Annotated in this window: 21 protein-coding genes; 15 read left to right on the top strand and 6 right to left on the bottom strand. The window is 70.6% G+C overall.

The genetic code is table 11. The annotated features are described in order from the left end of the window. Nucleotide 1: 1 nt before the first annotated feature. On the bottom strand, nt 2-1,237 hold the full coding sequence (locus HV824_RS13605) for an acyl-CoA dehydrogenase family protein (protein WP_176416925.1): 1,236 nt from the start codon (nt 1,235-1,237) through the stop codon (nt 2-4). A 59-nt stretch (nt 1,238-1,296) separates the two neighbouring features. Between HV824_RS13605 and HV824_RS13600 the strand changes: the two genes are divergently transcribed. Next, a complete protein-coding gene (locus tag HV824_RS13600) occupies nt 1,297-2,202 on the top strand; it encodes a LysR family transcriptional regulator (protein ID WP_176423459.1) in 906 nt (301 codons plus the stop codon). A gap of 213 nt (nt 2,203-2,415) precedes the next feature. On the opposite strand, the gene HV824_RS13595 is transcribed toward HV824_RS13600, so the two are convergent. Then, nucleotides 2,416-3,264 carry an aldose epimerase gene (locus HV824_RS13595; protein WP_176423458.1) on the bottom strand — a complete coding sequence of 283 codons (849 nt, stop codon included), beginning with the start codon at nt 3,262-3,264 and terminating at the stop codon, nt 2,416-2,418. A gap of 7 nt (nt 3,265-3,271) precedes the next feature. After that, entirely contained in the window at nt 3,272-4,927 is a 1,656-nt protein-coding gene (gene pruA, locus HV824_RS13590; RefSeq protein WP_176416855.1) for an L-glutamate gamma-semialdehyde dehydrogenase, read from the bottom strand. A gap of 170 nt (nt 4,928-5,097) precedes the next feature. On the opposite strand from pruA, the gene HV824_RS13585 reads away from it, so the two are divergent. Genes HV824_RS13585 through uraH form a run of 5 tightly spaced genes read left to right on the top strand, consistent with a single transcriptional unit; the run spans nt 5,098 to nt 9,804 of the window. Further along, entirely contained in the window at nt 5,098-6,543 is a 1,446-nt protein-coding gene (locus HV824_RS13585) for an FAD/NAD(P)-binding protein (protein WP_176423457.1), read from the top strand. Continuing rightward, complete coding sequence (gene allB / locus HV824_RS13580; protein WP_176423456.1) at nt 6,540-7,910, top strand: allantoinase AllB; 1,371 nt, start codon at nt 6,540-6,542, stop codon at nt 7,908-7,910. The genes HV824_RS13585 and allB overlap by 4 nt, the downstream gene beginning before the upstream one ends. 21 nt (nt 7,911-7,931) lie before the next feature. Beyond that, nucleotides 7,932-8,954, top strand: coding sequence for an allantoicase (gene alc, locus HV824_RS13575; RefSeq protein WP_176423455.1), 1,023 nt, complete (start codon nt 7,932-7,934; stop codon nt 8,952-8,954). Further along, nucleotides 8,951-9,463, top strand: coding sequence for a 2-oxo-4-hydroxy-4-carboxy-5-ureidoimidazoline decarboxylase (uraD, locus tag HV824_RS13570; RefSeq protein ID WP_176416859.1), 513 nt, complete (start codon nt 8,951-8,953; stop codon nt 9,461-9,463). The genes alc and uraD overlap by 4 nt, the downstream gene beginning before the upstream one ends. Then, the gene (uraH, locus tag HV824_RS13565; RefSeq protein ID WP_176423454.1) at nt 9,460-9,804 is read left to right on the top strand and encodes a hydroxyisourate hydrolase; all 345 of its coding nucleotides are present in this window, start codon (nt 9,460-9,462) and stop codon (nt 9,802-9,804) included. Before uraD ends, uraH begins: the two co-directional genes overlap by 4 nt. A gap of 31 nt (nt 9,805-9,835) precedes the next feature. Here uraH and HV824_RS13560 read toward each other — a convergent pair whose 3' ends face one another. Further along, entirely contained in the window at nt 9,836-10,255 is a 420-nt protein-coding gene (locus HV824_RS13560; protein ID WP_176423453.1) for a DUF488 family protein, read from the bottom strand. Nucleotides 10,256-10,396: 141 nt separating this feature from the next. Then, nucleotides 10,397-10,810 carry a response regulator gene (locus HV824_RS13555; RefSeq protein WP_176416862.1) on the bottom strand — a complete coding sequence of 138 codons (414 nt, stop codon included), beginning with the start codon at nt 10,808-10,810 and terminating at the stop codon, nt 10,397-10,399. A 469-nt stretch (nt 10,811-11,279) separates the two neighbouring features. Here HV824_RS13555 and HV824_RS13550 point away from each other — a divergent pair, with 469 nt between their 5' ends. From HV824_RS13550 to HV824_RS13520, 7 genes are all read left to right on the top strand, one after another. Then, complete coding sequence (locus tag HV824_RS13550; protein ID WP_176416926.1) at nt 11,280-14,864, top strand: serine/threonine-protein kinase; 3,585 nt, start codon at nt 11,280-11,282, stop codon at nt 14,862-14,864. Nucleotides 14,865-14,930: 66 nt separating this feature from the next. Continuing rightward, nucleotides 14,931-15,587, top strand: coding sequence for a 2-hydroxychromene-2-carboxylate isomerase (locus HV824_RS13545; protein WP_176423452.1), 657 nt, complete (start codon nt 14,931-14,933; stop codon nt 15,585-15,587). A 136-nt stretch (nt 15,588-15,723) separates the two neighbouring features. Beyond that, nucleotides 15,724-16,371, top strand: coding sequence for a hypothetical protein (locus tag HV824_RS13540; protein WP_176416864.1), 648 nt, complete (start codon nt 15,724-15,726; stop codon nt 16,369-16,371). Nucleotides 16,372-16,447: 76 nt separating this feature from the next. Next, nucleotides 16,448-17,644: an acetyl-CoA C-acetyltransferase gene (locus tag HV824_RS13535; protein ID WP_176416865.1), complete on the top strand. Its 1,197-nt coding sequence runs from the start codon at nt 16,448-16,450 to the stop codon at nt 17,642-17,644. Between the two features lie 29 nt (nt 17,645-17,673). Continuing rightward, on the top strand, nt 17,674-17,889 hold the full coding sequence (locus HV824_RS13530) for a hypothetical protein (RefSeq protein ID WP_163780860.1): 216 nt from the start codon (nt 17,674-17,676) through the stop codon (nt 17,887-17,889). A gap of 162 nt (nt 17,890-18,051) precedes the next feature. Further along, the gene (locus tag HV824_RS13525; RefSeq protein WP_013938428.1) at nt 18,052-18,249 is read left to right on the top strand and encodes a hypothetical protein; all 198 of its coding nucleotides are present in this window, start codon (nt 18,052-18,054) and stop codon (nt 18,247-18,249) included. Nucleotides 18,250-18,398: 149 nt separating this feature from the next. Further along, nucleotides 18,399-19,127 carry a DUF1751 domain-containing protein gene (locus tag HV824_RS13520; protein ID WP_176416866.1) on the top strand — a complete coding sequence of 243 codons (729 nt, stop codon included), beginning with the start codon at nt 18,399-18,401 and terminating at the stop codon, nt 19,125-19,127. A gap of 19 nt (nt 19,128-19,146) precedes the next feature. Here the strand turns inward: HV824_RS13520 and HV824_RS13515 are convergent, their stop codons facing one another. Then, entirely contained in the window at nt 19,147-20,784 is a 1,638-nt protein-coding gene (locus HV824_RS13515; RefSeq protein WP_176416867.1) for a sigma-54-dependent Fis family transcriptional regulator, read from the bottom strand. Nucleotides 20,785-20,926: 142 nt separating this feature from the next. Here HV824_RS13515 and HV824_RS13510 point away from each other — a divergent pair, with 142 nt between their 5' ends. Beyond that, nucleotides 20,927-21,802: a dioxygenase gene (locus HV824_RS13510; RefSeq protein WP_176416868.1), complete on the top strand. Its 876-nt coding sequence runs from the start codon at nt 20,927-20,929 to the stop codon at nt 21,800-21,802. A 31-nt stretch (nt 21,803-21,833) separates the two neighbouring features. Beyond that, nucleotides 21,834-22,457, top strand: a complete 624-nt coding sequence (locus tag HV824_RS13505; RefSeq protein ID WP_176423451.1) for a YceI family protein — start codon at nt 21,834-21,836, stop codon at nt 22,455-22,457. Nucleotides 22,458-22,540: the final 83 nt, after the last annotated feature.

The following is a 22,540-nucleotide window of genomic DNA, read 5'->3' as shown; positions in this document are numbered from 1 at the left end:
GTCAGCTCCGGGAGAAGCCCCGCTTCGACAGCTCGATGCGGGCGATGAGTCCCTTGTGCACTTCGTCCGGGCCGTCCGCGAGGCGCAGGCTGCGCGCCTGGGCGAAGAAGCCCGCCAGCGGCGTATCTTGGGACACGCCCGCGCCGCCGTGAAGCTGGATGGCGTCATCCACCACCTTCTGGAGGACATTGGGCGCGACGACCTTGATGGCGGAGATCTCCGTCATGGCCCCGAGCGCCCCCACCTGGTCCATCTTCCACGCCGCGTAGAGCGTCAGGAGCCGAGCCTGGTCGATGGCGATGCGCGCCTCCGCCACCTTCTCGCGGTTGCCACCCAGGTTGAGGAGCGGTTTCCCGAAGGCCGTGCGCTTCATGCCGCGGTCAATCATCAGCTCCAGGGAGCGCTCCGCCGCGCCGATGCAGCGCATGCAGTGGTGGATGCGCCCCGGTCCGAGCCGGCCCTGGGCAATCTCGAAGCCCATCCCCGGCCCGGCGATGACGTTGTCGCGCGGCACGCGCACGTTGTCGAAGTGCACCTCGCCGTGGCCGTGAGGCGCGTCGTAGTCGCCGTACACGGGCAGCATGCGGCGGATGCTCACGCCCGGCGCGTCCAGCGGCACCAGCACCATGGAGTGCTGGTGGTGGCGGTCCCCGCCGGTGTCGGGCGTGCGGGCCATGAAGATGACCACCTTCGCGTTGGGGTGCCCCAGGCCGCTGGACCACCACTTGCTGCCGTTGAGGACGACCTCGTCGCCGTCGACGATGGCGGTGGCCGCCATGTTGGTGGCATCCGACGAGGCCACGTCCGGCTCCGTCATGCAGAACACCGAGCGGATGTCCCCCGCCAGCAGCGGCTTCAGCCAGCGCTCCTGCTGCGCCTCCGAGCCGTACTTCCAGAGCACCTCCATGTTGCCGGTGTCCGGGGCGCTGCAGTTGAAGACCTCGGGGGCGATGAAGCTGCGGCCCGTCTCCTCGGCGATGGGGGCGTACTCCAGTGTGCTGAGCCCGGCGCCGAGCTTCGCGTCGGGGAGGAACAGGTTCCACAGGCCCTGGGCCTTCGCCTGGGCCTTCAGCTCCTCCATGACGGGCGGCACGCGCCACGTCTTCCAGTCGCCGCCCTGCGCGGTGGCTCGGAGCTCCTCGTGGTAGCGGCTTTCCGCAGGGAGGATGTGCTCGCTCATGAAGCGCTTCACGCGCTCCAGGTAGTCCTTGGCTCGCTCACTGGGCTCGAAGTCCATGGCCTCCATCCTGCGCATGGGGCCTTGATGCATCCAGTGAATGTTGGTCATGTGTCACCATGAACCCTGTGCAGGATTCGGCGCGGCTCGCCCGGCTGGACCTCAACCTCTTCCGGGTCTTCGACGTGGTGCTCCGGGAGCGGAACCTGACGCGCGCGGGGGAGGTCCTGTTCCTCAGTCAGTCGGCCGTGAGCCACGCGCTGGCCCGCCTGCGTGAGCAGCTGGGAGAGCCGCTGTTCGTCCGGGAGGGGAGGGGCGTGGCGCCCACGGCGTTCGCGGAGCGGCTGGCACCGGAGATTCGGGAGGCGCTGGCGCTGTTCGAGCAGGCGGTTCATCGCGGACGCGGCTTCGACCCTCGCCGGGACGTGGGCCAGTTCACGGTGGCGATGAGCGACGTGCTGGAGCCGTCGATTCTTCCACGGCTCGTGGCTCGGCTGCGGGCGCACGCGCCGGAGGTCCGCATCTCCAGCGTCCGGCTCGACCGGGCGCGGCTGGAGCGGGACCTCGCGTCGGGGCGGGTCGACCTCTCCATCGACGTGGAGCAGCAGACCGGCGCGGAGCTGAAGCGCACGGCCTTGCTGCAAGACACCTTCTGCGTGGTGAGCCGAAGCCGGCGCAGGCTGGACGTGGCGAAGTACATGGCGGCCCGGCACGTCACCGTGTCCTCGCGCCGCACCGGGCTGGCCGTGGAGGACCTGGTGCTCAGCCGCCTGGGCTACCAGCGGGACGTCATCGTCCGCTGCCAACACTACGAGGCCGCGTTCAAGCTCGTCGCGGACTCCGACCTGCTGCTGACGATGCCGAGGCGGCGCGCGGCGGAGCTGCACGCGCTGCTGGGCAACCACCTCCTGCCGATGCCGCTGTCACTGCCTCCGTTGGAGCTTCATGTCTACTGGCACCGGCAGACGGATGCGGACCCGCGCAGCCGCTGGTTGCGAGGCGAGCTGCTCACGCTGACGGGGTAGAGGCCAGGCCCGGATGGTGGCCAGGCGCCCGCTGCTCGGGAGCTCCCTCGGGATAGGGGCCAGGTTCGGAGGGCGGCCCGGAGTCTGGGAGGGCGCTGTTTGGAAATGTCGGGGGTTTTGCGCGGGCGGTCTCGACCGACCGGTAAATGTCCCGACATTTCCGAACAGCAAGGTGCAGGAGTCGCCCCGCAGGTCCCGGGCCCTGCCTGAGGCTCAGCCCTGGATATCGAAGCGAAGCGATGCCCGCGCTCCGGGCTGCACATGCGGCAGCCCTTCGCCCGTGGCCAGCGCACCCTTGGCTGCGGTCCACGGCTCCACGCAGACGAAGTCCTTCCCGCGCAGCGTCCACACGACGAGCACGCGGTACTCCGGGCTCCACGACAGGCGGATGGGCTCGGGCCCGGGGCCCCGCGCCAACGTCGTCCCCGGCTTCGAGTGGTCCTTCAAGTGAAGGTCCACTTCCTCCGCGGTGAGGTCCAGCTCGGTGACGGCCACGTCCTGGCCGCGCCAGTTGTCCCACGCGCGCGTGGCGTCCGTCTCCACGCCCGCCTGCGCCTTCGCCGCGTCGGGCACCCGGAAGTACGGATGGAAGCCCAGGTGCAGCGGCATGGGCCGCGTGTCCTGGTTCTCCACCTCGAACTCCAGCGTCAGCCGCTTACCCACCAGCGAGAAGCTCAGCCGCGCGTCGAACCGCCACGGGAAGTGGCGCAGCGTCTCCTCGCTGGAGGACAGCTCCACCACCAGGCGTGACGCGTCCGCCTGCCGCACCGTCCACGGCAGCCTCCGCGCGAAGCCGTGCTGCGGCAGCGTGTACCGCTGACGGTCCACGGAGTAGGTGTCCCCCGGCAGCGGCCCGGCGTTGGGGAACAGCACGGGGATGCCCCCGCGCACGTTCTTCGCCGGGTCCGCGACGGTGGCCTCGTCGAGGTACAGCAGTTCGTCACCGTCCACGGACATCCGGCTGACGAGGGCCCCGCGTGAAGGAATGACCTCCACGCGGCACCCGCCGTCCACCAGCGCGTACGTGTCCAGTCCTGCGATGCCGGGGGACGGACCGTTCATACGTGCCTCAGAGGGCGCCTTCGTTGGGGTCGTTGTCCATGAAGGGGTAGGGCACCTTCACGGCCGGGACGAAGGTCTCCTTGATGGTGCGGGGGCTGGTCCACCGCACCAGGTTGAGGGCCGAGCCCGCCTTGTCGTTGGTGCCGGACGCGCGGCCACCGCCGAAGGGCTGCTGACCCACGACGGCGCCGGTGGGCTTGTCGTTGATGTAGAAGTTGCCCGCCGCGTGGCGCAGCTCGCGCAGCGCCGTGTCGATGGCCTTCCTGTCCCTCGCGAACACCGCGCCGGTGAGGGCGTAGGCGGCGGCCTGGTCGACCTCGCGCAGCGTCTCCTCGTACTTCGCATCCGGGTAGACGTGCAGGCCCACCAGCGGCGCGAAGATCTCCTCGCGGAGGATGCGGTGGGAGGGGCTGTCGAGCTGCACCAGCGTGGGCTTCACGAACCAGCCCTGCTTCCGGTCCACCTCGCCGCCGGCCACGATGCTGGCCCCGCTGTCGCTCTTGGCCAGGTCGATGTACGAGGAGACCTTCTTGAAGGACTTCTCGTCGATGACGGCGCCCATGAAGTTGCGGAAGTCCGACACGTCCCCCATGCGGACCTCGCTGATGAGCGCCTGGAGGCGTGGCTTCAGCTTGGGCCACAGGGACTCGGGGATGAAGACGCGGCTGGCCGCGGAGCACTTCTGGCCCTGGTACTCGAAGCCGCCGCGGACGATGGCCACCGCGAGCGCCTCCAGGTCGTCCGCCGCGGACGGGTGGGCGACGATGAAGTCCTTGCCGCCCGTCTCGCCGACGATGCGGGGGTACTGCTTGTAGCGGGAGATGTTCTCCCCCACCGTGCGCCACATGGCGTTGAACGTCGGCGTGGAGCCGGTGAAGTGGATGCCGCCCAGGTGCGGGCTGGCCAGCACCGGGTTGCCCACCGTGGGGCCGTCACCCGGCAGCATGTTGATGACGCCGTCGGGCAGGCCCGCCTCGCGCAGCAGCTCCATGATGTACCAGGCGCTCAGGGCCGCGGTGGACGACGGCTTGAAGAGCACCACGTTGCCCATCAGCGCCGGCGCGGTGGCCAGGTTGAGGGCAATGGCCGTGAAGTTGAACGGCGCCACCGCGAAGACGAAGCCGTCCAGCGGGCGGTAGTCCGTCATGTTCCACGTCTGGTGCGCGGCCTCCGGCTGCCAGCCGAGGATCTGCTCGGCGAAAGCGACGTTGAAGCGAATGAAGTCAATGGCCTCGCACGAGGCGTCAATCTCCGCCTGGTGGACCGTCTTGCCCTGGCCCAGCATGGTGGCGGCGTTCATGATGGGGCGGTAGCGCGAGGCGAGCAGCTCCGCGGCGCGCAGGAAGATGGCGGCGCGCGACTGGAAGGGCATGCGCGCCCAGTCGTCCTTGACGGCCAGCGCGGCCTGGATGGCCTGCTCCGCGTGGCTGGCATCCGCCTCATGCAGCGTGGCCAGCACGTGCGAGTGGTTGTGTGGCATGCGCACCGTGTCCGTCTTGCCGGTGCGCAGGTGCTTGCCGCCGATGATGACGGGGATGTCGAGCTGCTCACCGGCCATGCGCTTCAGCTCGGCTTGCACCTCCCGGCGCTCGGCCGTGCCGGGCGCATAGGAGAGGACAGGCTCATTCTTCGGCGGCGGGACGCGGGTATGGGCGTTGATCACGCGGATTCACCTCGGGCGGAAACGAAGGGCGCGCAGCATAGCCAAGCAGCCCAGCGGGGGAAGCGTGGAAGGTGGCGCAACCTCCAGTGAACCCTTGGGGTTTCGGACAATTCCCCCTCAATCCGGGGCGTGTTGGCTCGCTGACGCGGTGCGCGGGTACGATGTGGCCCATGCGCGTCCCCACGAGCCCCGCCGAGTCGCCCTCCGCCCCTGCGCTCACCGCGCTGGAGGCTCGAATCCGGAAGGACCTGGAGCAGCTGGAGTACCCACGCAGGCCCTGGGTGCTGCCGCGCCGCGCTCGGGATGGCCAGGCCGTGCTGGACGTGCTCGTCATTGGTGGCGGGCAGAGCGGGCTCACCGCCGCCTTCGGGTTGATGCGTGAGCGCGTCACGAACCTGCTCGTGGTGGATGACTGCGAGCAGGGCCTCGCCGGGCCGTGGAAGACCTTCGCCCGCATGCACACGCTGCGGACGCCCAAGCACCTGACGGGCCCGGACCACAACCTGCCCAACCTCTGCTTCCAGGCCTGGTACGAGGCGCAGCACGGCGAAGGTTCGTGGGAGGCGGTGGTCCGAATCCCCAAGGAGCTGTGGGCGGACTACCTCGACTGGTACCGCCGCACGCTCGAAATCCCCGTGCGGTGTGGCGCGCGCGCGGGGGCCATCGCCTGGAGCGCGGAGGAGGACTGCTTCGCCGTCCCGCTCATCGACACGCGCCAGGGCACCACGGACGTGGTCCATGCGCGCAAGGTGGTGCTGGCCACGGGCATCGACGGCTCCGGGCGCTGGGAAGTGCCCGCCGTGGTGGCCGGGCTGCGGCGCGAGCTGTACGCCCACACGCGGGACGCCATCGACTTCGAGGCCCTGCGTGGCAAGCGCGTGGGGGTGCTCGGCGCCGGCGCGTCCGCGTTCGACAACGCCGCCGTGGCGCTGGAGCACGGCGCGGCCGAGGTCCACCTCTTCTACCGGCGCAAGACGTTGCCCAATGTGAATCCCTACCGCTGGGCGGAGTTCGTGGGCTTCCTCAAGCACCACGCGGACCTGCCGGACGCGGACCGCTGGCGCTTCATCCACCGCATCATCGAGATGGGGCAGCTTCCACCGTCGGACACCTTCAGCCGGGCGCGGGCCTTTCCCCAGTTCCAACTACACGGCGGCAGTCCCTGGCTCGGCGCGGAGGAGGTGGACGGGCAGGTGCGCGTCACCACGCCTCACGGGCAGTTCATGTTCGACAAGCTCATCATCGGCAGCGGCACGGTGACGGACCTGTCGCTGCGCCCGGAGCTGGCGGGCCTCCACGGCGACATCGCCCTGTGGAAGGACCGGTACACCCCGCCCGAGGGGCAGTCGCACGCGGACCTGCTGCGGCACCCGTACCTGGGCGCGCACTTCGAGCTTCAAGAGAAACACCCGGGGCAAGCGCCTTGGCTCCAGGGCATCTTCAACTTCACCTTTGGCTGCCTGCTCTCGCTGGGCTTCGGGGGCGCGAGCATCTCCGGCATGAAGTACGGCCTGCCCCGGCTCGTGTCCGGGGTGACGCGGCAGCTCTACGTGGATGACCGGGACGCGTTCTTCGAGTCCCTGGCGGGTTACGACGAGAAGGAATTCGAGCCATGAGTGGAGCGCAGTTCGTGGTGCGCGGCCGGCGCGTCGTCACAGGCGAAGGCGTGCGCGAGGCGGCGGTCGTGGTGCGTGGCGGCAAGGTGGCCGCGGTGGTGTCTCACGCGGAGCTCCCCGCCGGACTGCCGGTGGTGGACGTGGGCGACAAGGTGGTGATGCCCGGCGTGGTGGACAGCCACGCGCACATCAACGAGCCCGGCCGCACTGAATGGGAGGGCTTCGAGACGGCCACGCGCGCGGCGGCGGCGGGGGGCATCACCACGGTGGTGGACATGCCGCTCAACTCGCTGCCGCCCACCACCACGCTGGCGGCGCTGAAGCTGAAGGCCGAGGCGGCCCACGGGCGCTGCCAGGTGGACCACGCCTTCTGGGGCGGCGTCATCCCGGGGAACGCGGGCGAGCTGGAGGCGCTCATCGACGCGGGCATCTCCGGCTTCAAGTGCTTCCTGTGCCCCTCTGGCGTGGAGGAGTTTCCGCATGCGACGCGCGAGGTGCTCGACGTGGCCATGCCCATCCTCGCGCGCCGGGGCATCCCGCTCATCGTCCACGCGGAGCTGGAGTCCCCGGTGGAGGGCCTGACACCCGGTGGGGACGCCCGCACGTACCGCGGCTACCTGGAGTCCCGTCCGAAGCGCTGGGAGAACGAGGCCATTCAGATGATGGTGGACCTGGCGCGCGCGCACCGCTGCCGCGTGCACATCGTCCACCTGTCCTCCGCGGAGGCGCTGCCCGTGCTGCGCGAGGCCCGGCGCGAGGGCCTGGATGTGTCGGTGGAGACGTGTCCGCACTACCTGAGCTTCACGGCGGAGGAGATTGAGGACGGCGCCACCCACTTCAAGTGCGCGCCGCCCATCCGTGAAGCGGAGAACCGCGAGCGGCTGTGGGCCGGGCTGGCGCGGGGGGACATCGAGCTGGTGGTGTCGGACCACTCGCCCTGCACGCCCGCGCTGAAGCACCTGGAGCGCGGCGACTTCGGCGCGGCCTGGGGCGGCATCGCGTCGTTGCAGCTCAGCCTCCCCGCGGTGTGGACGGAGGCGAAGCGGCGCGGCCTGGGGCCGGAGTCACTGGTGCGCTGGATGTGCGAGGCCCCCGCGCGGCTGGTGGGCCTCGCGGGCGTGAAGGGGACGCTGGCGCCCGGCGCGGACGCGGACCTGGTGGTGTTCGACCCGGACGCTTCATTCGCCGTGGAGCCACAGCGCCTGCTACACCGTCATCCGATGACGCCGTACGCGGGCAGGACGTTGACGGGCGTGGTGGAGATGACGTTCCTGCGAGGGACGAAGGTTTTCGAGCGCGGCCAGCCGATGCCGCGCCCGTCGGGACTCTGGGTGCGCCGCCCCGTGGGGACGCGCGCCGCTGCTTGAAGCACTTGGGAGACATACACCATGCACGCACCCGAAGAGGGGAAGCTGCGGATCGCCTTCACCGAACTCATCGACCTGGCCGCGGAGAACGTGGGCGGACAGGCGCTGCTGGCCAGCGATGAGTTCTTCGCGGGGAAGGAGAACCTGCTGAAGCCCGGCCGGGGCATCTTCATCCCCGGCAAGTTCACGGAGAATGGCAAGTGGATGGACGGCTGGGAGTCGCGCCGCAAGCGCGTGCCGGGCCACGACTGGTGCATCCTCAAGCTCGGCCTGCCGGGCGTGGTGCGCGGCGTGGACATCGACACCAACCACTTCCTCGGCAACTTCCCCGAGTACGCCTCGGTGGACGCGCTGGAGGTGGAGGGCTCGCCCACGCCCGAGGCCCTGGCCGAGGCGACCTGGACGCCCATCCTCCCGCAGCTCAAGCTGCAGGGCGGCACGCGCAACCTGTTCCCCATCGCCAGCGACCAGCGCTGGACGCACCTGCGGCTCAACATCTTCCCGGATGGCGGCGTGGCCCGCTTCCGCGTCCATGGCGAGGTGCGTCCGGACCTCGCGCGCCTGTCCCACGCCGGCGGCGCGGTGGACCTGGCGGCGGCGGAGAATGGCGGCACGGTGGTGGCGTGCAACGACTCCTTCTTCGGCCCCAAGGACAACCTCATCCTCCCGGGGCGCGCCGCCAACATGGGCGAGGGCTGGGAGACGCGGCGCAAGCGTGTGCTGCCGGGCTTCGACTGGATTGTGGTGAAGCTCGCCGTCCCGGGCACCGTGGAGCGGGTGGAGGTGGACACGGCCTTCTTCAAGGGCAACTACCCGGACTCCTGTTCCATTGAAGGCTGCTACCTGCGCGAGCCGGTGGTGGACTTCGCCAACGCGCATGAGCTCGCGTGGACGGAGCTGCTGCCGCGCACGAAGCTCCAGGCGCACCACCGCCACTTCTACGAGGCCGAGCTGGCGGCGAAGGGGCCCTTCACCCATGTGCGTCTGAAAATCCATCCCGACGGCGGCGTCAGCCGGCTGCGAGTCCACGGGCGGCCGGCATGAGCAGCGGACTGACACGGCTCAACGCCATGTTGCCGTCGGAGGCGCGCGCGGAGCTGATGCGCTGCTGCGGGGCGTCCCGCTGGGCGGACGGCATGGTGCGTTCACGGCCCTTTCGCGACGAGGAGCATTTGTTCTCGGAGTCGGCGTGGCTCTGGAAGCAGACGGGGCCGGACGACTGGCGCGAGGCCATGACGCATCACCCGCGCATCGGTGACGTGTCCCAGCTGCGTGCGAAGTTCGCGTCCACCGCTTCATGGTCCTCGCAGGAGCAGGGCGGGGTGCAGGGCGCGGACGAGGCGGTGCTGCAAGGGCTGGCGGAAGGCAACGCCGCCTACGAGCAGCGCTTCGGTTTCATCTTCCTGGTGTGCGCCACGGGCAAGAGCGCGGCGGAGATGCTGGAGCTCTTGCGCGAGCGGCTGGACAACGCACCGGACGAGGAGCTGCGCATCGCGGCCGGTGAGCAGGCGAAAATCACCCGCATCCGACTGGAGAAGCTGCTGGCGCCATGAGCACCCTGTCCACTCACGTCCTCGACACGAACCGGGGCCGGCCGGCGGCCGGTGTTCCCATCACCCTGGAGCTGCAAGGCGACTCGGGCGAATGGAAGCAGCTGGCTCGCGGCGTCACCAATGACGACGGCCGCGTGCGCGACTTCCTGCCCCAGGGCGCCCGCGTGGAGCCGGGCGTCTACCGGATGTCCTTCGACACCGGGGCGTACTTCCGGGCGCTCGGCGTGCGCGGCTTCTATCCGTCCGTGACGGTGGTGTTCGAGCTCGCGGCGCCGGACGAGCACTACCACGTCCCATTGCTGCTGAGCCCCTTCGGCTACTCCACGTACCGGGGGAGCTGAGCCGCGGCGCGCGTGCCGCCGGGGCGGCACGTCAGGTGTGCCGCGTCGAGCGGCCCCGGCCTCGCCGCGAGGCGCATGGCTGCTTCTTCGGAGCGGCGCCGCCAGACGCCTCTTCGAGGAACTGTTGCAGGGCCGCCGCGTTGTTGTGCGCGGTGTCGTGGGCGCTATAGACGAGCGTCACCGTGCCATGGCGCGCGGCTTCGAGCAGGGGCTGCCACGCGGCGGGGTTCGCGGCGAGCTCGGCGGCGTACCTGCGGCGGAACTCGGACCAGCGGTCGGGGTCGTGTGCAAACCACTTCCGCAGCTCGGTGCTGGGGGCGGCGTCCTTCAGCCAGGCTTCGATGGGAAGCGCTGTCTTCCGCACGCCTCGCGGCCACAGCCGTTCCACCAGGAAGCGCCGCCCATCCGTGCGGCTTGCTGCTTCGTACGCCCGCTTGCATCGAATCGTCACCGGACCACCCCGCGTGTCACCCGTTCATTGGTGGCAACGCCCGGACGCCATGCGGACGTCCCGCGGTCCGGCGCGGCCGGCGCCCGTCTTCCCACTCGGGACGCGCCGTGCCGGGGCTGGGGTGCTTCGGGGTGCGCGGCCTCAGCTCTTCCACGCGGGCTGGATGGTGGGCGTGGCCGGGGTGACGGCCTCCGCGCGAGCCAGCAGCGCGTGAAGCTGGGCGATGAGCACGGGCGGTTTCACCGGCTTGACGAGGTACGCGTCCGGGACGGGCTGGTCCGCGGGCCCCTCCGTGCGAGGCGCATAGCCGCTGACGAAGATGACGGGGATGTGCTTGAGCGTGGGCTCGGCGCGGAAGTGGCCACACAGCGCATAGCCGTCCATTCCGTCCATGTTCACATCGGAGATGAGCACATCGGGCGGGTGCGACAGGGCCTGCTGAAGCCCCGACTCGCCGTCGGCCGCCGTGGTGCAGTCGAACTCGCCGGAGAGCAGGAGACGGAGCGTCTCCCGCATCGTCCATGAGTTCTCGACGATGAGGACCTTCGGCTTCACGACACCCCGACTCTCAGGGAGGCAGCCGCCCGGCGGTGCCCGGTGCACACGCGCTCCCCCGGCGAAAGCCCCAGCATCACCCCACGCGCCAGCCGGGGCAAGAGGGGGTGCCCAGCACCCCTGGGTTCCAGCCGTCTGCGTATGCACCCACGCGTCCAGGGCTTCGGGCAGGGCCGCCAGGCAGCCGTCCAGCGGCGCCCCGTGTTGTCAGGTGCTCGTCGCCAGGGCCTCACGCGCGGTGCGCCACTCAACGCCGACACGGCACCGATGAGGTGTGCCTGTCGCAAGGAAACGTGATATCCCATGAACTTCTGCATTTCGCTGACCCCGCCGGTTCCCCTTCGTGAGCGACGAGGAGAAGACAGCAGTCCTGGACGAGCGCAGCCGTCCTCCAAGTTCGTGGGGGGACCGCATCCGCACGCCCATCACCCTGCCGGGAGCGCGCGCCGGGGAGCGCCGCTCGTTGGCCGTGGGCATGGTGGTGACGGGGCGCTACCGGGTCGAAGGGCTGCTGGGCGAGGGCGGCATGGGCCGCATCTGGCTGGCCACGGACCTGCACGAGCACCGCCGGGTGGCGCTCAAGGAGATGCAGGTTCCGGCGGGCCTGACGGCGGGCAAGACGGAGGAGCTGGTGCTGATGTTCCGGCACGAGTTCTTCGCCATGAAGAAGCTCCAGCACCCCGGCACGCTCAAGGTCTTCGACTGGGGCATGACGGAGGCCGGCAACCGCTTCATCACCATGGAGGTGGTGGACGGGCAGGACCTGAGCTCGCTGGGGCGTGAGTCGCCGCTGGACACGCGCACGCTGTACCGCGTGCTCATCCAGATGTCCCAGGTCCTGGCCTTCCTGCACGCGCGGCTGTACGTGCACTGCGACATCAAGGCCAGCAACATCCGCATCACCAGCGCGGGCGCGGTGAAGCTGATGGACTTCGGCGTCATGCACCAGCTGGGCACGCCCAGCCCCGGCCGGCTCAAGGGCACGCTGGAGTACCTGGCGCCGGAGTGGCAGCGCGGCGCGAGCATCGACGGGCGCGCGGACCTCTATTCGCTGGGCGTCATGGCCTACTACCTGGCCACGCGCCGGCTGCCCTTCAAGCGCAACACCCCGGCGGCGCTCCTGGCGGACCACCTGACGCGGCCGCCGCCGAAGCCGTCCACGATTTGTCCGGTGGATCCACAGCTGGAGGAAATCATCCTCCTGCTGCTGGCGAAGGACCCGCGCGAGCGCTTCCAGGACGCCAGCGAGCTGATGGAGGCGCTCTGCCACGCCATTGGCGAGCCGATGCCGGAGGAGCCGCTGTCGGCGCGCGCCAGCTACCTGCACGTGCCGGAGGTGGTGGGCCGCGCCGCGGAGCTGGAGGCGCTGATGAACGGCCTGGCCGAGGCGGACTGGGGCCAGTCCCGCGCGGTGCTCATCGGCGCGCCCGCGGGCGTGGGCAAGACGCGGCTGCTCCAGGAGTTCGAGCTCCAGGCGAAGCTGGCGGAGCTGCCCTTCGGCCGGGGCCAGTGCCGCGCGGAGGGGCAGGCGCCGCTGACGCCCATCGTCCAGGCGGTGCGCTGCCTGGTGCCGCTCACGCCCTCGGAGATGATGGACCGCCTGGGGCCGAAGCTGCACCAGCTGCTCCCGGGGCTGACGCCGGACGCGGGCGAAGCGCACCCGGTGGCGGGCGAGGAGAAGCTGGCCTTCTTCGGCGCGCTGGCGGAGTGGGTGCAGGCGCTGGGCCGGCGGATGACGCTGGTGCTGTGCTTCGAAGACCTGCAGTGGGCTGACAGCGCCACGCTGGAGGTGCTCAACGTCCTCATCCGCGCGCTGTACGGCACGCGCGGCATGGTGGTGGGCACGTTCCGCTCCGGCGAGCTGAGCCGCCTGAGCCTGGCCTTCCAGACGGTGGACGAGAAAATCACCACCCGCATGGACCTGGAGCCGCTGGCCGCCGAGCACGTGCGCACGCTGGTGGAGCTGGCGCTACCGGGGCTGGCCGTGCCCGAGGCCTTCGTCACGCGGCTGCATGAGACGACGGGCGGCAACGCCTTCTTCGCCACCGAGTGCCTGCGCGCGCTGGTGGAGGAGGGCGCGCTGACGCGGGTGGGCGGCCGGTGGAACGCCGTCGAGGGACTGGACACGCGGCCGCTGCCCGCCAGCATCCACGACGCGGTGCTCGCGCGCCTGGGCAGCGCTCCCGCGGAGCAGGTGTCGCTGCTGCGCCAGCTGGCGCCCGCGGGCCGCAGCCTGGAGCTGCCCATGCTCCGCGCGCTGGCGGAGCTGCCCGAGTCCGAGCTGTTCGCGGTGCTGGACGGCATCGTGGAGCGGCAGTTCCTCCAGGAGGCGGAGGGCCGCTACGTCTTCACGCACGACACCGTCCACCAGGCCGTCTACGACAGCACGCCCGAGGAGGCGCGGCGCGTGGCGCACGGCCGCGTGGCGGTGGCGCTGCAGACGCTGCACTCGTCGCGGCCGGAGCTGTCGCGCACGGTGGGGTGGCACTACCTGCGCTCGTCGGAGCCGGAGCTGGCCATTGGCCCGCTGCTGGACGCGGGCCGCGCCGCCATCGAGGCGCAGGCGCTGCTGGAGGCGACGCTGCTGCTGAAGGAAGCGGCGATGCTGCTGGAGGCCGCGCCGGACTTCCCGGGCCGAGACAGGCTGCTGCTGCGCATCTGGGTGACGATGGTGGAGGTGGGCTATTCGAGCGACCCGCCCACCTCGCTCGCCTTCGCGAGGAAGCTGAGTGCGCACTGGGCGTCCACGGTGGACCTGGAGGACGGGCGGACGCAGGCGGTGGCCGCGCTGGAGGCCGCGTGCGCCGCGCCGGAAGCGGAGCGCCCCGCGCGCCTGAAGGCGCTGTTCCGCGAGCGCGAGGCGGATGCGTTCGCCAGCACCGCGGACGTCTTCTGGAAGCAGGCCGAGCTGCGCATCCTCCAGGCCATGGCGCTGGCCAGCGTGGGGCGCACGGAGGAGCTGACGGCGCTGCTGGAGCGCGTGCGGGCCGAGCAACCCGAGGTGTCGCCCTATCGCGCCGCGGCGCAGCTGGCGCCCGCGCAGTTGTGTGCCTACACCGGCCGCTTCGCTGGCGTGCTGGAGACGCAGTACGAGCACCTGAAGCGGCTGCGCGGGCTGTGCGAGGTGACGGGCCGGCTGCCCAAGCGCCTGGCGTGGGCGCTGGGCATGGGCGGCTTCACGATGAACCTGAACCTGGCGCTGCGCGGCGAGCCGCTGGACGCGCAGGCGCTCCGCGACGGGTACGCCGTGGCGGAGGCCCATGGGTTCACGGACGTGCGCGGCTTCCATCTGTTCTCGGTGGTGACGCGCGCGGCCTTCACGGGCGACGGCGCGGCGTTCGTCCCGGCCTTCACGGAGAAGACGGAGCTGGTGCGGCGGCTGGGCAACCCTCGGTTGATGGAGCGCAACCTGGCCCTCTTCACGCCGCCGTACTACCTGGAGCGCGGCGAGCACGAGCACGTGGCCGCGGTGGTGTCCCGCGCCGAGGCGCTGGCGCGGGTGTTGCCGGAGGACCGGTGGCTCCAGTGTCACCTGCGGGTGTACCAGGCCTGCCGCGACGTGCTCTTCGAGGATGCGGGGGCGGCGCGCCGCTCCCTGCCCGTGGCCCTGGCCGCCGCGCGCGAGGGCGGCGTCCGCATGGAGACGCTGCTGCGCGTCTACCAGTCCCGCTTCGAGCGGGAGCAGGGCAACCTGGTGACGGCGGAGGACGCGGCGGAGGCGGCGCTGGCGCGGGCCACGGACCCGGTGCTGGCCAACCCGTGGGACGAAATCCTCTCCCGCCGGGCGCTGGCGGCGCTGCTGCCCGGTGAGGAGGGCCTGGTGCACCTGCGCAGGGCGCTCGCGCTGGCGGAGCTGACGGGCAACGTGCTCCAGGTGGGGCTGGTGCGCCTGTCGCTCGCGGAGCGCGCGCGGGACGCGGAGGCCTCGGTGGTGGCGTTGGAGGCGGCCGAGGCGGCCTTCACGGATGCCCGGGCCTCCAGCCTGCTGGCCCTGGCCAGCTCCCTGCGGGGCGCGCTCCAGCGCCGGGCCGGGGCGCTGCGTCAGAGCGCCTGATGTGACGCTCGAAGGTCGACGGGACTGTGTCCTCCCAGCCCGGACGTGGGGCGTTAGACTCGGGCCATGGCCCATACCCCACTGCGCTTCCTGCTGGATTTCATCTCGCCGTATGCCTACCTGGCCTGGACGCGTCTGCCGGCGCTCGCCGCGCGCCATGGCCGCGCCGTGGAGCCGGTGCCCGTGCTGCTGGCGGGGGTGCTCAACGCGACGGGAAACCTCGGCCCCGCGGAGGTCGCGGCCAAGCGCGGCTACGTCTTCAAGCAGACCTTCCGCATCGCCCATGACTTCGGCGTGCCCTTCGCGCCGCCGCCGACGCATCCCTTCAATCCGCTGCTCGCGCTGCGCGTGACGGCCGCCGTGGAGGACGTGGAGGCTCGGAGCCGGCTGGTGAGCGCGCTGTACGCCTCCGCCTGGGGCGGCGGGAAGGGCGCGGAGTCGCCCGAGGCCGTGGGCGCGGCGATTCAGGCCGCGGGGCTGGACGCCCAGGCGCTGCTCGCGGCGGCCCAGACGCAGGAGGTGAAGGACCGGGTCCGCCGCAACACCGAGGCGGCGGTGGCCGCCGGGGCCTTTGGCGTGCCCACCTTCCTGGCGGACGACGAGCTGTTCTTCGGCGTGGACTCGCTGGGCCACCTGGAGCGGTTCCTGCGCGGCGAGGACCCGCTCACCCCGGCGGACGTCGAGCGCTGGCGCACGCTGCCGGCCAGCGCGTCCCGGCGCTGAACCCAGCGCACGCGGGCGCCGCTTTCCGCTAGGGTCCCGGAGCCATGGTCTCCGGTCGGCCCGCCTTGTTGACCTCCCTCATCCGGCTCCTCGCGCCCGTGGCGCGGGGGGCGATGCACCTGGAGGTCCTCCCCTCATGAACGTCCTCGCCGAGTTGGGCATCGTCGTCGCCGGCCTGGTGCTGGCGCTCGTGCTGCTGTCCATGAACCTGTGGCGCGGCATCCTCTTCCTCTTCCCGTCCAGCGTGCGGGTGGAGCCCGAGGCCCCCGCGGACCAGATGGAGCTGCCCCTGGAGCTGTCGGGGCGCGCCAACCAGCTCCAGGCGCTGGGGTTCACGCCGCTGGGCAGCCACGAGGAGAAGCCGCGCCTCCAGCGCGCCACGCGCTCCTACGACTGGGCCCACCCGGGTGAGCGCGTCTTCGCCACGCTCCACGCGGGGCAGGGCGGCGTGCCCCGGCTGTACCTCCTCACCCCCCTGGCCTCCGGGGGCTTCGTCATCACCGCGGACTACCGGCGCCCGGCGCTGGAGGTCCCCGGCGTCTACCTGACGGGTTCACTGGAGGACGCGCCTCCCGACCGCCTGCTGCGCGCGCACCTGCGCCGCCTGGACGGGCTGCAGCCCGCCGGGGACTTCACCTGGGAAGGCAGGGTGGCCGCCGGGCGTTCCTGGTACCAGGGGCTCGGTCGCAAGGAAATCCGGAAACAGAACCTTCAAGGTTTGTTGTGGACCGTCATCGCGCTTGCCATCGTCGCCAGCGCTTTTTTCGGGCAGCGCGCGCCCTAGGGCCGCCCGTCCCACACGTCACGACGTCACGGCGCGCGTGCACCGCGCGCCCCATGAGAGTAGGTAGACGACCACCATGAAGAGCGTGTCCAAGAACGAGGAAATCTACTTCCTGTCCGGCAAGCGCACCCCGTTCGGTACCTACGGGGGAGGCCTAAAGGACCTCAGCGCCACCGACCTCGCCGTGGAGTCGGCGAAGGCCGCGCTGGCCCAGGCGAAGGTGTCTCCGGAAGACGTCCAGCACGTCGTCTACGGCAACGTGGTGCAGACCAGCGCGGACGCCATCTACCTGCCGCGCCACGTGGGCCTGCGCACCGGCGTGCCCGTCCCCGTGCCCGCGCTGGGCGTCAACCGGCTGTGCGGCTCCGGCTTCCAGGCCTTCGTCACGGCGGCGGAGCTGATGCTCACCGAGCAGGCCTCCGTCGTGCTGGCCGGTGGCACCGAGTCCATGAGCCAGGCGCCCCACGTCATCCGCGGCGCCCGCTGGGGCCTGCCGCTGGGCAAGGGCAGCCTGGAGGACATGCTGTGGACGGCCCTCACCGACAGCTACACCGGCCAGGCCATGGCGCTCACCGCCGAGCAGCTCGCGGTGGACTACTCGCTCACGCAGGAGCAGGTGGACGAGTACGCCGTCCTCACCCAGAAGCGCTTCGCCGCCGCGCAGGAGGCGGGCCGCTTCCAGGATGAAATCGCCCCCGTCACGCTGAAGACGAAGAAGGGCGAGACGGTGGTGTCCCGGGACGAGCACAACCGCCCGGAGACGACGGTGGAGAGCCTGCGCAAGCTGCCCAAGGTCTTCAAGAAGGACGGCGTGGTGCACGCGGGCGCGGCCAGCGGCATCTGCGACGGCGCGGGCTCCATGGTGATGGCCACCGGCAGCTTCGTGAAGCAGCACGGCCTGCAGCCCATTGGCCGGCTCGTCAACTGGGGCGTCTCCGGGTGCGATCCGAAAATCATGGGCATCGGCCCGGCGCCGGCCATCCGCCAGTTGCTGGAGCGCGCCCAGTGTCAGCTGTCGGACATTGACCTCTTCGAGGTCAACGAGGCCTTCGCGCCGCAGTACCTGGCGGTGGAGAAGGAGCTGGGCCTGCCTCGCGAGCGCACCAACGTCAACGGCGGCGCCATCGCCGTGGGCCACCCCCTGGGCGCGTCGGGCGCGCGCATCACCACCACGCTGGTGTACGAGCTGAAGCGCCGCGGTGCCCGCTATGGTATCGGGTCCGCTTGCATCGGTGGCGGCCAGGGCATCGCGGTGCTCGTCGAGGCGCTCTGATGGCACAGGACCTTCAACCAGGACGCGAGATGAGCAACGAGGTGGACGCGAAGACGGCGCGTGAGCGGGCCAAGGCCATCGCGGAGCAGCGCCGCGCCGAGCGTCGCAACCGCAAGCGCAAGTGCGTGGTGTGTGGCGTGGAGGAGAGCGACAAGACGCCCCTGACGGCACACCCCGAGGGCATTGGCCCGGCCTGCAAGGACGAGGTCACCTGCCTGTCGCGCAAGGCCGCCAGCAGCCGGTGAAGCTCCGTCCCCCGGGCCCGCGCGCTCCGTGCGAGGCCCGGGCGCAACCCCCCAGGTGGGACGCCCGAGAGGCGCCAGGGCCGGATTGTCGGGCCCGATTCTTGATGGCGGAATCGTCTCGGGGTAAACGTCCAGAATCTCTGGTTTATGACGAGGGTCGGAATGGGCGTTATCAGCTTCACGGGCGTCAAGGTGTTCTCCACCACGCTCGCGCGTGACCGCGAGAACATGGGTGAGAACATCACCAAGTGGCTCAAGGAGAACTCCAACCTCGAGGTGGTCGACAGAGTGGTGACGCAGTCCTCCGACAAGGAGTTCCACTGCTTGACCATCACGCTCTTCTACAAGCCAAAGGCCTGATCGGCCGCGCGGCAGTTGACGAAGCGTGGGTGTTCGAGGGCGCTCTCCCCGGTGTCGGGGATGGGCGCCCTTCGTCATTTGGGGTTGCGAAGCGAGCGATGTTCCACCACCTTTGGACGGCTCTGCGCAACGAGAGGATGGTGTACTGAATGCGACCGATGAGGGGCTTCGGAGGCGGGGGCGGCGGCATGGGACTGCCCGGCCTGGAGACCACTGCGTCCAAGTTGGCGGTGGCGCTGGTGGCGGGCTCCGTGATGTTCCACCTCACGAAGTCGCAGGCGGGTGGCTTGCTGCTGCTGTTCCCGGACCTGGTGTTCGGGAGGCTCTACCTCTGGCAGCCGCTGACGTACGCCTTCATCGAGTCCAGCCCCATCGGCATCATCTTCGGCGCCATCATCACCTGGTCCATTGGCGGCTACCTGGAGTCCATCTGGGGCGGCAGGCGCCTGTTGATGGTGGCGCTGGGCATCGCGGTGAGCGCGGGCCTCATCACCTCGCTGCTGGCCATGCTGGTGCCCGGCGCGACGGTACAGGCGTACGCGGGCGGCAACGTCATGACGTCGGTGCTGTGGGTGTCCTACGGGCTCACCATTGGCCGGGGGCAGACGAACTTCTGGGGCCTGCCGCTGTCGGGCAACGCCCTGGCGGGCGTCGGCGCGGGCTTCGTCGTGCTGTCGGCCATCACCAGCGGCTGGCAGACGCAGGTGCCGGACCTGCTGGGCCTGTGCATGGCGTTCGCCTACGTGCGGGGCGCCAACCCGCGCAAGCTGTGGCTGCACCTGCAGCACTGGCGGCTGCAGCGTCAGTTGAAGGGCCGCTCCAAGCACCTGCAGGTGGTGCGGAAGGACCGGCCGGACCGGGACCAGTACCTCAACTGACGCCGGGCCCTTCGGCGGCTCAGTGGGCCGCCTCCGGGTGGCCGTACTGCTTGAGCTTGCGGTAGAGCGTCGCCACGCCGATGTCGAGCTGCTCGGCGGTGCGCGCGCGGTTGCCGCCGTTCTGCGCCAGCACCGCCAGGATGTAGTGCTTCTCCATGTCCTCCAGCCGCTGTGGATTGCCGGTGGGCACCAGGCTGGGGGGCGCGGCGCGGACCTCCTCCGGCAAATCGTCCCGCTCCACCCGGGGGCCCTCGCACAGCGCCACCGCGCGCTCCATGGCGTTGCCCAGCTCGCGCACGTTGCCGGGCCACGCGTAGCGCAGCAGCTGGTCCGCCGCGTCCGGGGACAGGCCCGACACCCTGCGACCCAGCCGCTCCGCGGCCTCGGCGAGCAGCAGCCGCGCCAGGGGGAGCACGTCGTCGCGGCGCTCACGCAGCGGCGGAATCTTCAGCTCGATGACGCGCAGCCGGTAGTAGAGGTCCTGGCGGAAGCGCCCCTGGCGGACCTCCTCCGCGAGCTCGCGGTTGGTGGCGGCCACCAGCCGCACGTCCACCTTGCGGCTGGCATTCTCGCCCACGCGGCGCACCTCGCGCTCCTGCAGCACGCGCAGCAGCTTGGCCTGCATGGACGGGGGCACCTCGCCCACTTCATCCAGGAAGAGGGTGCCGCCATGGGCCGCTTCGAAGAGGCCGGCCCTGTCGTGGGTGGCGCCGGTGAAGGCGCCTCTCACGTGGCCGAACAGCTCGCTCTCCAGCAGGCTCTCCGTGACGGCGGCGCAGTTGACGGCGACGAAGGCCTTGTGCGCGCGGCCGGACTCGTCATGGATGAGGCGGGCGATGCGCTCCTTGCCCACGCCGCTCTCCCCCGTGACGAGCACCGTGGAGTCCACCTTCGCCCCCCTGCGCGCCAGGTTGATGATGCGCTGCATCGCCTCCGAGCGCGCCACCATGCCCGCCGGGTCCTCCGTCACGCCCGCGCGCGCCAGCGACTGCCGCTTCGCGCGCAGCTTGCGCTCCGCCTGCCGCAGCGCCTCCGTCACCTGCGCCAGCATGCCCTCCATGCACTGCGTCTCATAGAGGCGCAGCACCTCCGTGCACTCGGTGCTCCACTCCTCGGCGGGCCGGCCCACGTAGTGGCAGGCCGCGTCGCCCTTGCCCACGCAGCGCAGCTCCGTGCCGTAGATGGGCTTGCCGTTGACGTAGCTCATGTAGCCGGACGCGAAGCCGGTGAGGCTCCAACACACCGGCTGGTCGGACTGGCCCAGGTGCAGCAGGTGCTGCTCGGCTTCATAGGAGTCGCGCCACTGCGCTTCGGCGAAGGGCTCCGGGCCCTCGTCCGCGCGGCGCTGGACGGGCTCCACCCGGACCTGCCCCTGGAGGGTGTGCAGCCGCCCTCCGGCACGGCGCCACAGGGATTCGTCCTTCCAGGGCACCGCGCCCTTCATCGCCTCGGCCGTGCGCCAGCCGTGCGCGTAGCCCAGACGCGTGAAGGTGCCGCGCGCCGCCGTCATCCCCATCAACCCGATGAGCTCCTTGCGGAGCAGCCCCAGCGCCACCGGGTCCATCAGCAGCACGCGCTGGTCCCCGAAGTGGATGAGCCCGCCCCCCGGCTCGAAGGACAGCAGCTCACTCAAGTCCAGCTCGAAACGGCCATCCACGCTGTACGACTCCTTCCAGAATGAGTTGAGTCTCTATCGTTTTGAGAGTCTCGCTGCACGGAGGGTTTTAGGAATGGAGCAAATCCAATAGGTTGGAGTTTTCGGTGTCGTGGTCTTCCGGTTGCATTAGAAGGCGGCCGTCATGGGCGACGAACTCGACAGACGCGTGGTGCTTCAAGGCGCGGCGGCGGCCGGGGTGGCGGGCGTGCTGGGGACGGGTGGCCCTGGCGGCGGCCAGGCGGTGGCCCCCGCGGCGTTCATCTCCCACGGCTCACCGATGGTGGCCCTGGACGCGGATGCCTATCCGCAAGCGCTGCGGCGCTTCGGCGGCGAGGCCCAGGCGCGGGCCCTGGTGGTGGTGTCCGCCCATTGGGAGACGCCCGGCGAGGTTCGCGTCACCGCCAGTGCGCAGCCGCCCCTCATCCATGACTTCCATGGCTTCCCCGATGCGCTCTACCGCCTGCGCTACGGCGCGCCAGGTGCGCCGTCGCTGGCCGAGGACGTGGTCTCCCGGCTGAAGGCGGGCGGGTTGCCTACCGTGGCCGACGCGGAGCGCGGCTGGGACCACGGCGCATGGGTGCCGCTGCTGCATGCCTTCCCGGAGGCGAAGCTCCCCGTCGTCCAGGTCTCCATGCCGCTGGGCGCGAGCCCCGCGGACATCGCGCGGATGGGCGAGCTGCTCCGGCCGCTGCGCGCGCAGGGCGTGCTGTTGATGGGCAGTGGCGGCATCGTCCACAACCTGCGCCGGCTGAATTTCCAGGAGAAGGCGGCGTCCGTCGAGCCGTGGGCCGCGGCCTTCGATGCGTGGATTGCGCGGAAGCTGGAGGCGCGAGACTTCACCGGCCTTCAAGCATGGTTGGAGGCACCGAACGCGCGGCTCGCGCATCCAAGGGCCGAACATTTGATGCCGCTCTATTTCGTCCTCGGAGCTGCCCTCCCCGAGGACCGTCTCACCCCCGTATTCGAGGGCTTCCATCACGGAACCTTGTCCATGCGCAGCTTCGCGCTGCGCGCCTGACTTCGCTGTATCTCCCAGGAGCACACCCCCGATGAAGACGTCCATGAAGAGCGCCGTTGCCCTGTTTTTCGCCCTCCCGTCCCTCGCGCTGGCCTCCAACTGGAAGGTGGATGACTCGCACTCCAGCGCCGGCTTTTCCGTCCGTCACATGATGGTGTCGAACGTCACCGGCTCGTTCAACGTGAAGAGCGGCACGGTGAACCTGGATGACAAGGACATCACCAAGTCCAAGGTCGAGGCCGTGCTGGACGCGGCCACCGTCAACACCGGCAACGCCAAGCGCGATGCGCACCTGAAGGCCCCTGACTTCTTCGACACGGCCAAGTTCCCGGAGATCACCTTCAAGTCCACCAAGGTCCAGAAGGCGGGCCAGGGCAAGCTGAAGGTCACCGGCGACCTGACCATGCACGGCGTCACCAAGCCCGTCGTCCTGGACGTCACGGGCCCGTCGAAGGAGTCCAAGGACCCCTGGGGCAACACCCGCACGGGCGTGACGGCGACCACCAAGCTGAACCGCAAGGACTTCGGCCTGGCCTACAACCAGGCGCTGGAGACGGGCGGCGTCGCGGTGGGCGAGGAAGTCACCGTGAACCTGGACCTGTCGCTGGTGAAGCAGGCGGACGCCGGCGCCCCGGCCGCGACGGACAAGAAGTAGTCCTTCGTTTCTCCTGAAATGACGGAGGGGCCTCCCACGGTGGTGGGGGCCCCTCTTTCATTTGCGGGGCACGGTGGCCCCGC

Source organism: Myxococcus sp. AM009 (assembly GCF_013372605.1).
GTDB classification, from domain to species: Bacteria; Myxococcota; Myxococcia; order Myxococcales; family Myxococcaceae; genus Myxococcus; species Myxococcus vastator.
Note: the sequence above shows the minus strand (reverse complement) of the source record. Positions and strands in the feature narration are given on the sequence as shown.

Bases quoted from the DNA above. Each gene is read 5' to 3' on its own strand.
- HV824_RS13605 (WP_176416925.1), bottom strand. From the start codon at position 1,237: ATGGACTTCGAGCCCAGTGAGCGAGCCAAGGACTACCTGGAGCGCGTG.
- HV824_RS13585 (WP_176423457.1), top strand. From the start codon at position 5,098: ATGCGCGTCCCCACGAGCCCCGCCGAGTCGCCCTCCGCCCCTGCGCTC.
- HV824_RS13510 (WP_176416868.1), top strand. From the start codon at position 20,927: ATGGGCGACGAACTCGACAGACGCGTGGTGCTTCAAGGCGCGGCGGCG.
- HV824_RS13545 (WP_176423452.1), top strand. From the start codon at position 14,931: ATGGCCCATACCCCACTGCGCTTCCTGCTGGATTTCATCTCGCCGTAT.
- HV824_RS13540 (WP_176416864.1), top strand. From the start codon at position 15,724: ATGAACGTCCTCGCCGAGTTGGGCATCGTCGTCGCCGGCCTGGTGCTG.
- allB (WP_176423456.1), top strand. From the start codon at position 6,540: ATGAGTGGAGCGCAGTTCGTGGTGCGCGGCCGGCGCGTCGTCACAGGC.
- HV824_RS13505 (WP_176423451.1), top strand. From the start codon at position 21,834: ATGAAGACGTCCATGAAGAGCGCCGTTGCCCTGTTTTTCGCCCTCCCG.
- HV824_RS13520 (WP_176416866.1), top strand. From the start codon at position 18,399: ATGCGACCGATGAGGGGCTTCGGAGGCGGGGGCGGCGGCATGGGACTG.
- HV824_RS13530 (WP_163780860.1), top strand. From the start codon at position 17,674: ATGAGCAACGAGGTGGACGCGAAGACGGCGCGTGAGCGGGCCAAGGCC.
- HV824_RS13595 (WP_176423458.1), bottom strand. From the start codon at position 3,264: ATGAACGGTCCGTCCCCCGGCATCGCAGGACTGGACACGTACGCGCTG.
- HV824_RS13535 (WP_176416865.1), top strand. From the start codon at position 16,448: ATGAAGAGCGTGTCCAAGAACGAGGAAATCTACTTCCTGTCCGGCAAG.
- uraH (WP_176423454.1), top strand. From the start codon at position 9,460: ATGAGCACCCTGTCCACTCACGTCCTCGACACGAACCGGGGCCGGCCG.
- HV824_RS13525 (WP_013938428.1), top strand. From the start codon at position 18,052: ATGGGCGTTATCAGCTTCACGGGCGTCAAGGTGTTCTCCACCACGCTC.
- uraD (WP_176416859.1), top strand. From the start codon at position 8,951: ATGAGCAGCGGACTGACACGGCTCAACGCCATGTTGCCGTCGGAGGCG.
- alc (WP_176423455.1), top strand. From the start codon at position 7,932: ATGCACGCACCCGAAGAGGGGAAGCTGCGGATCGCCTTCACCGAACTC.
- HV824_RS13600 (WP_176423459.1), top strand. From the start codon at position 1,297: ATGAACCCTGTGCAGGATTCGGCGCGGCTCGCCCGGCTGGACCTCAAC.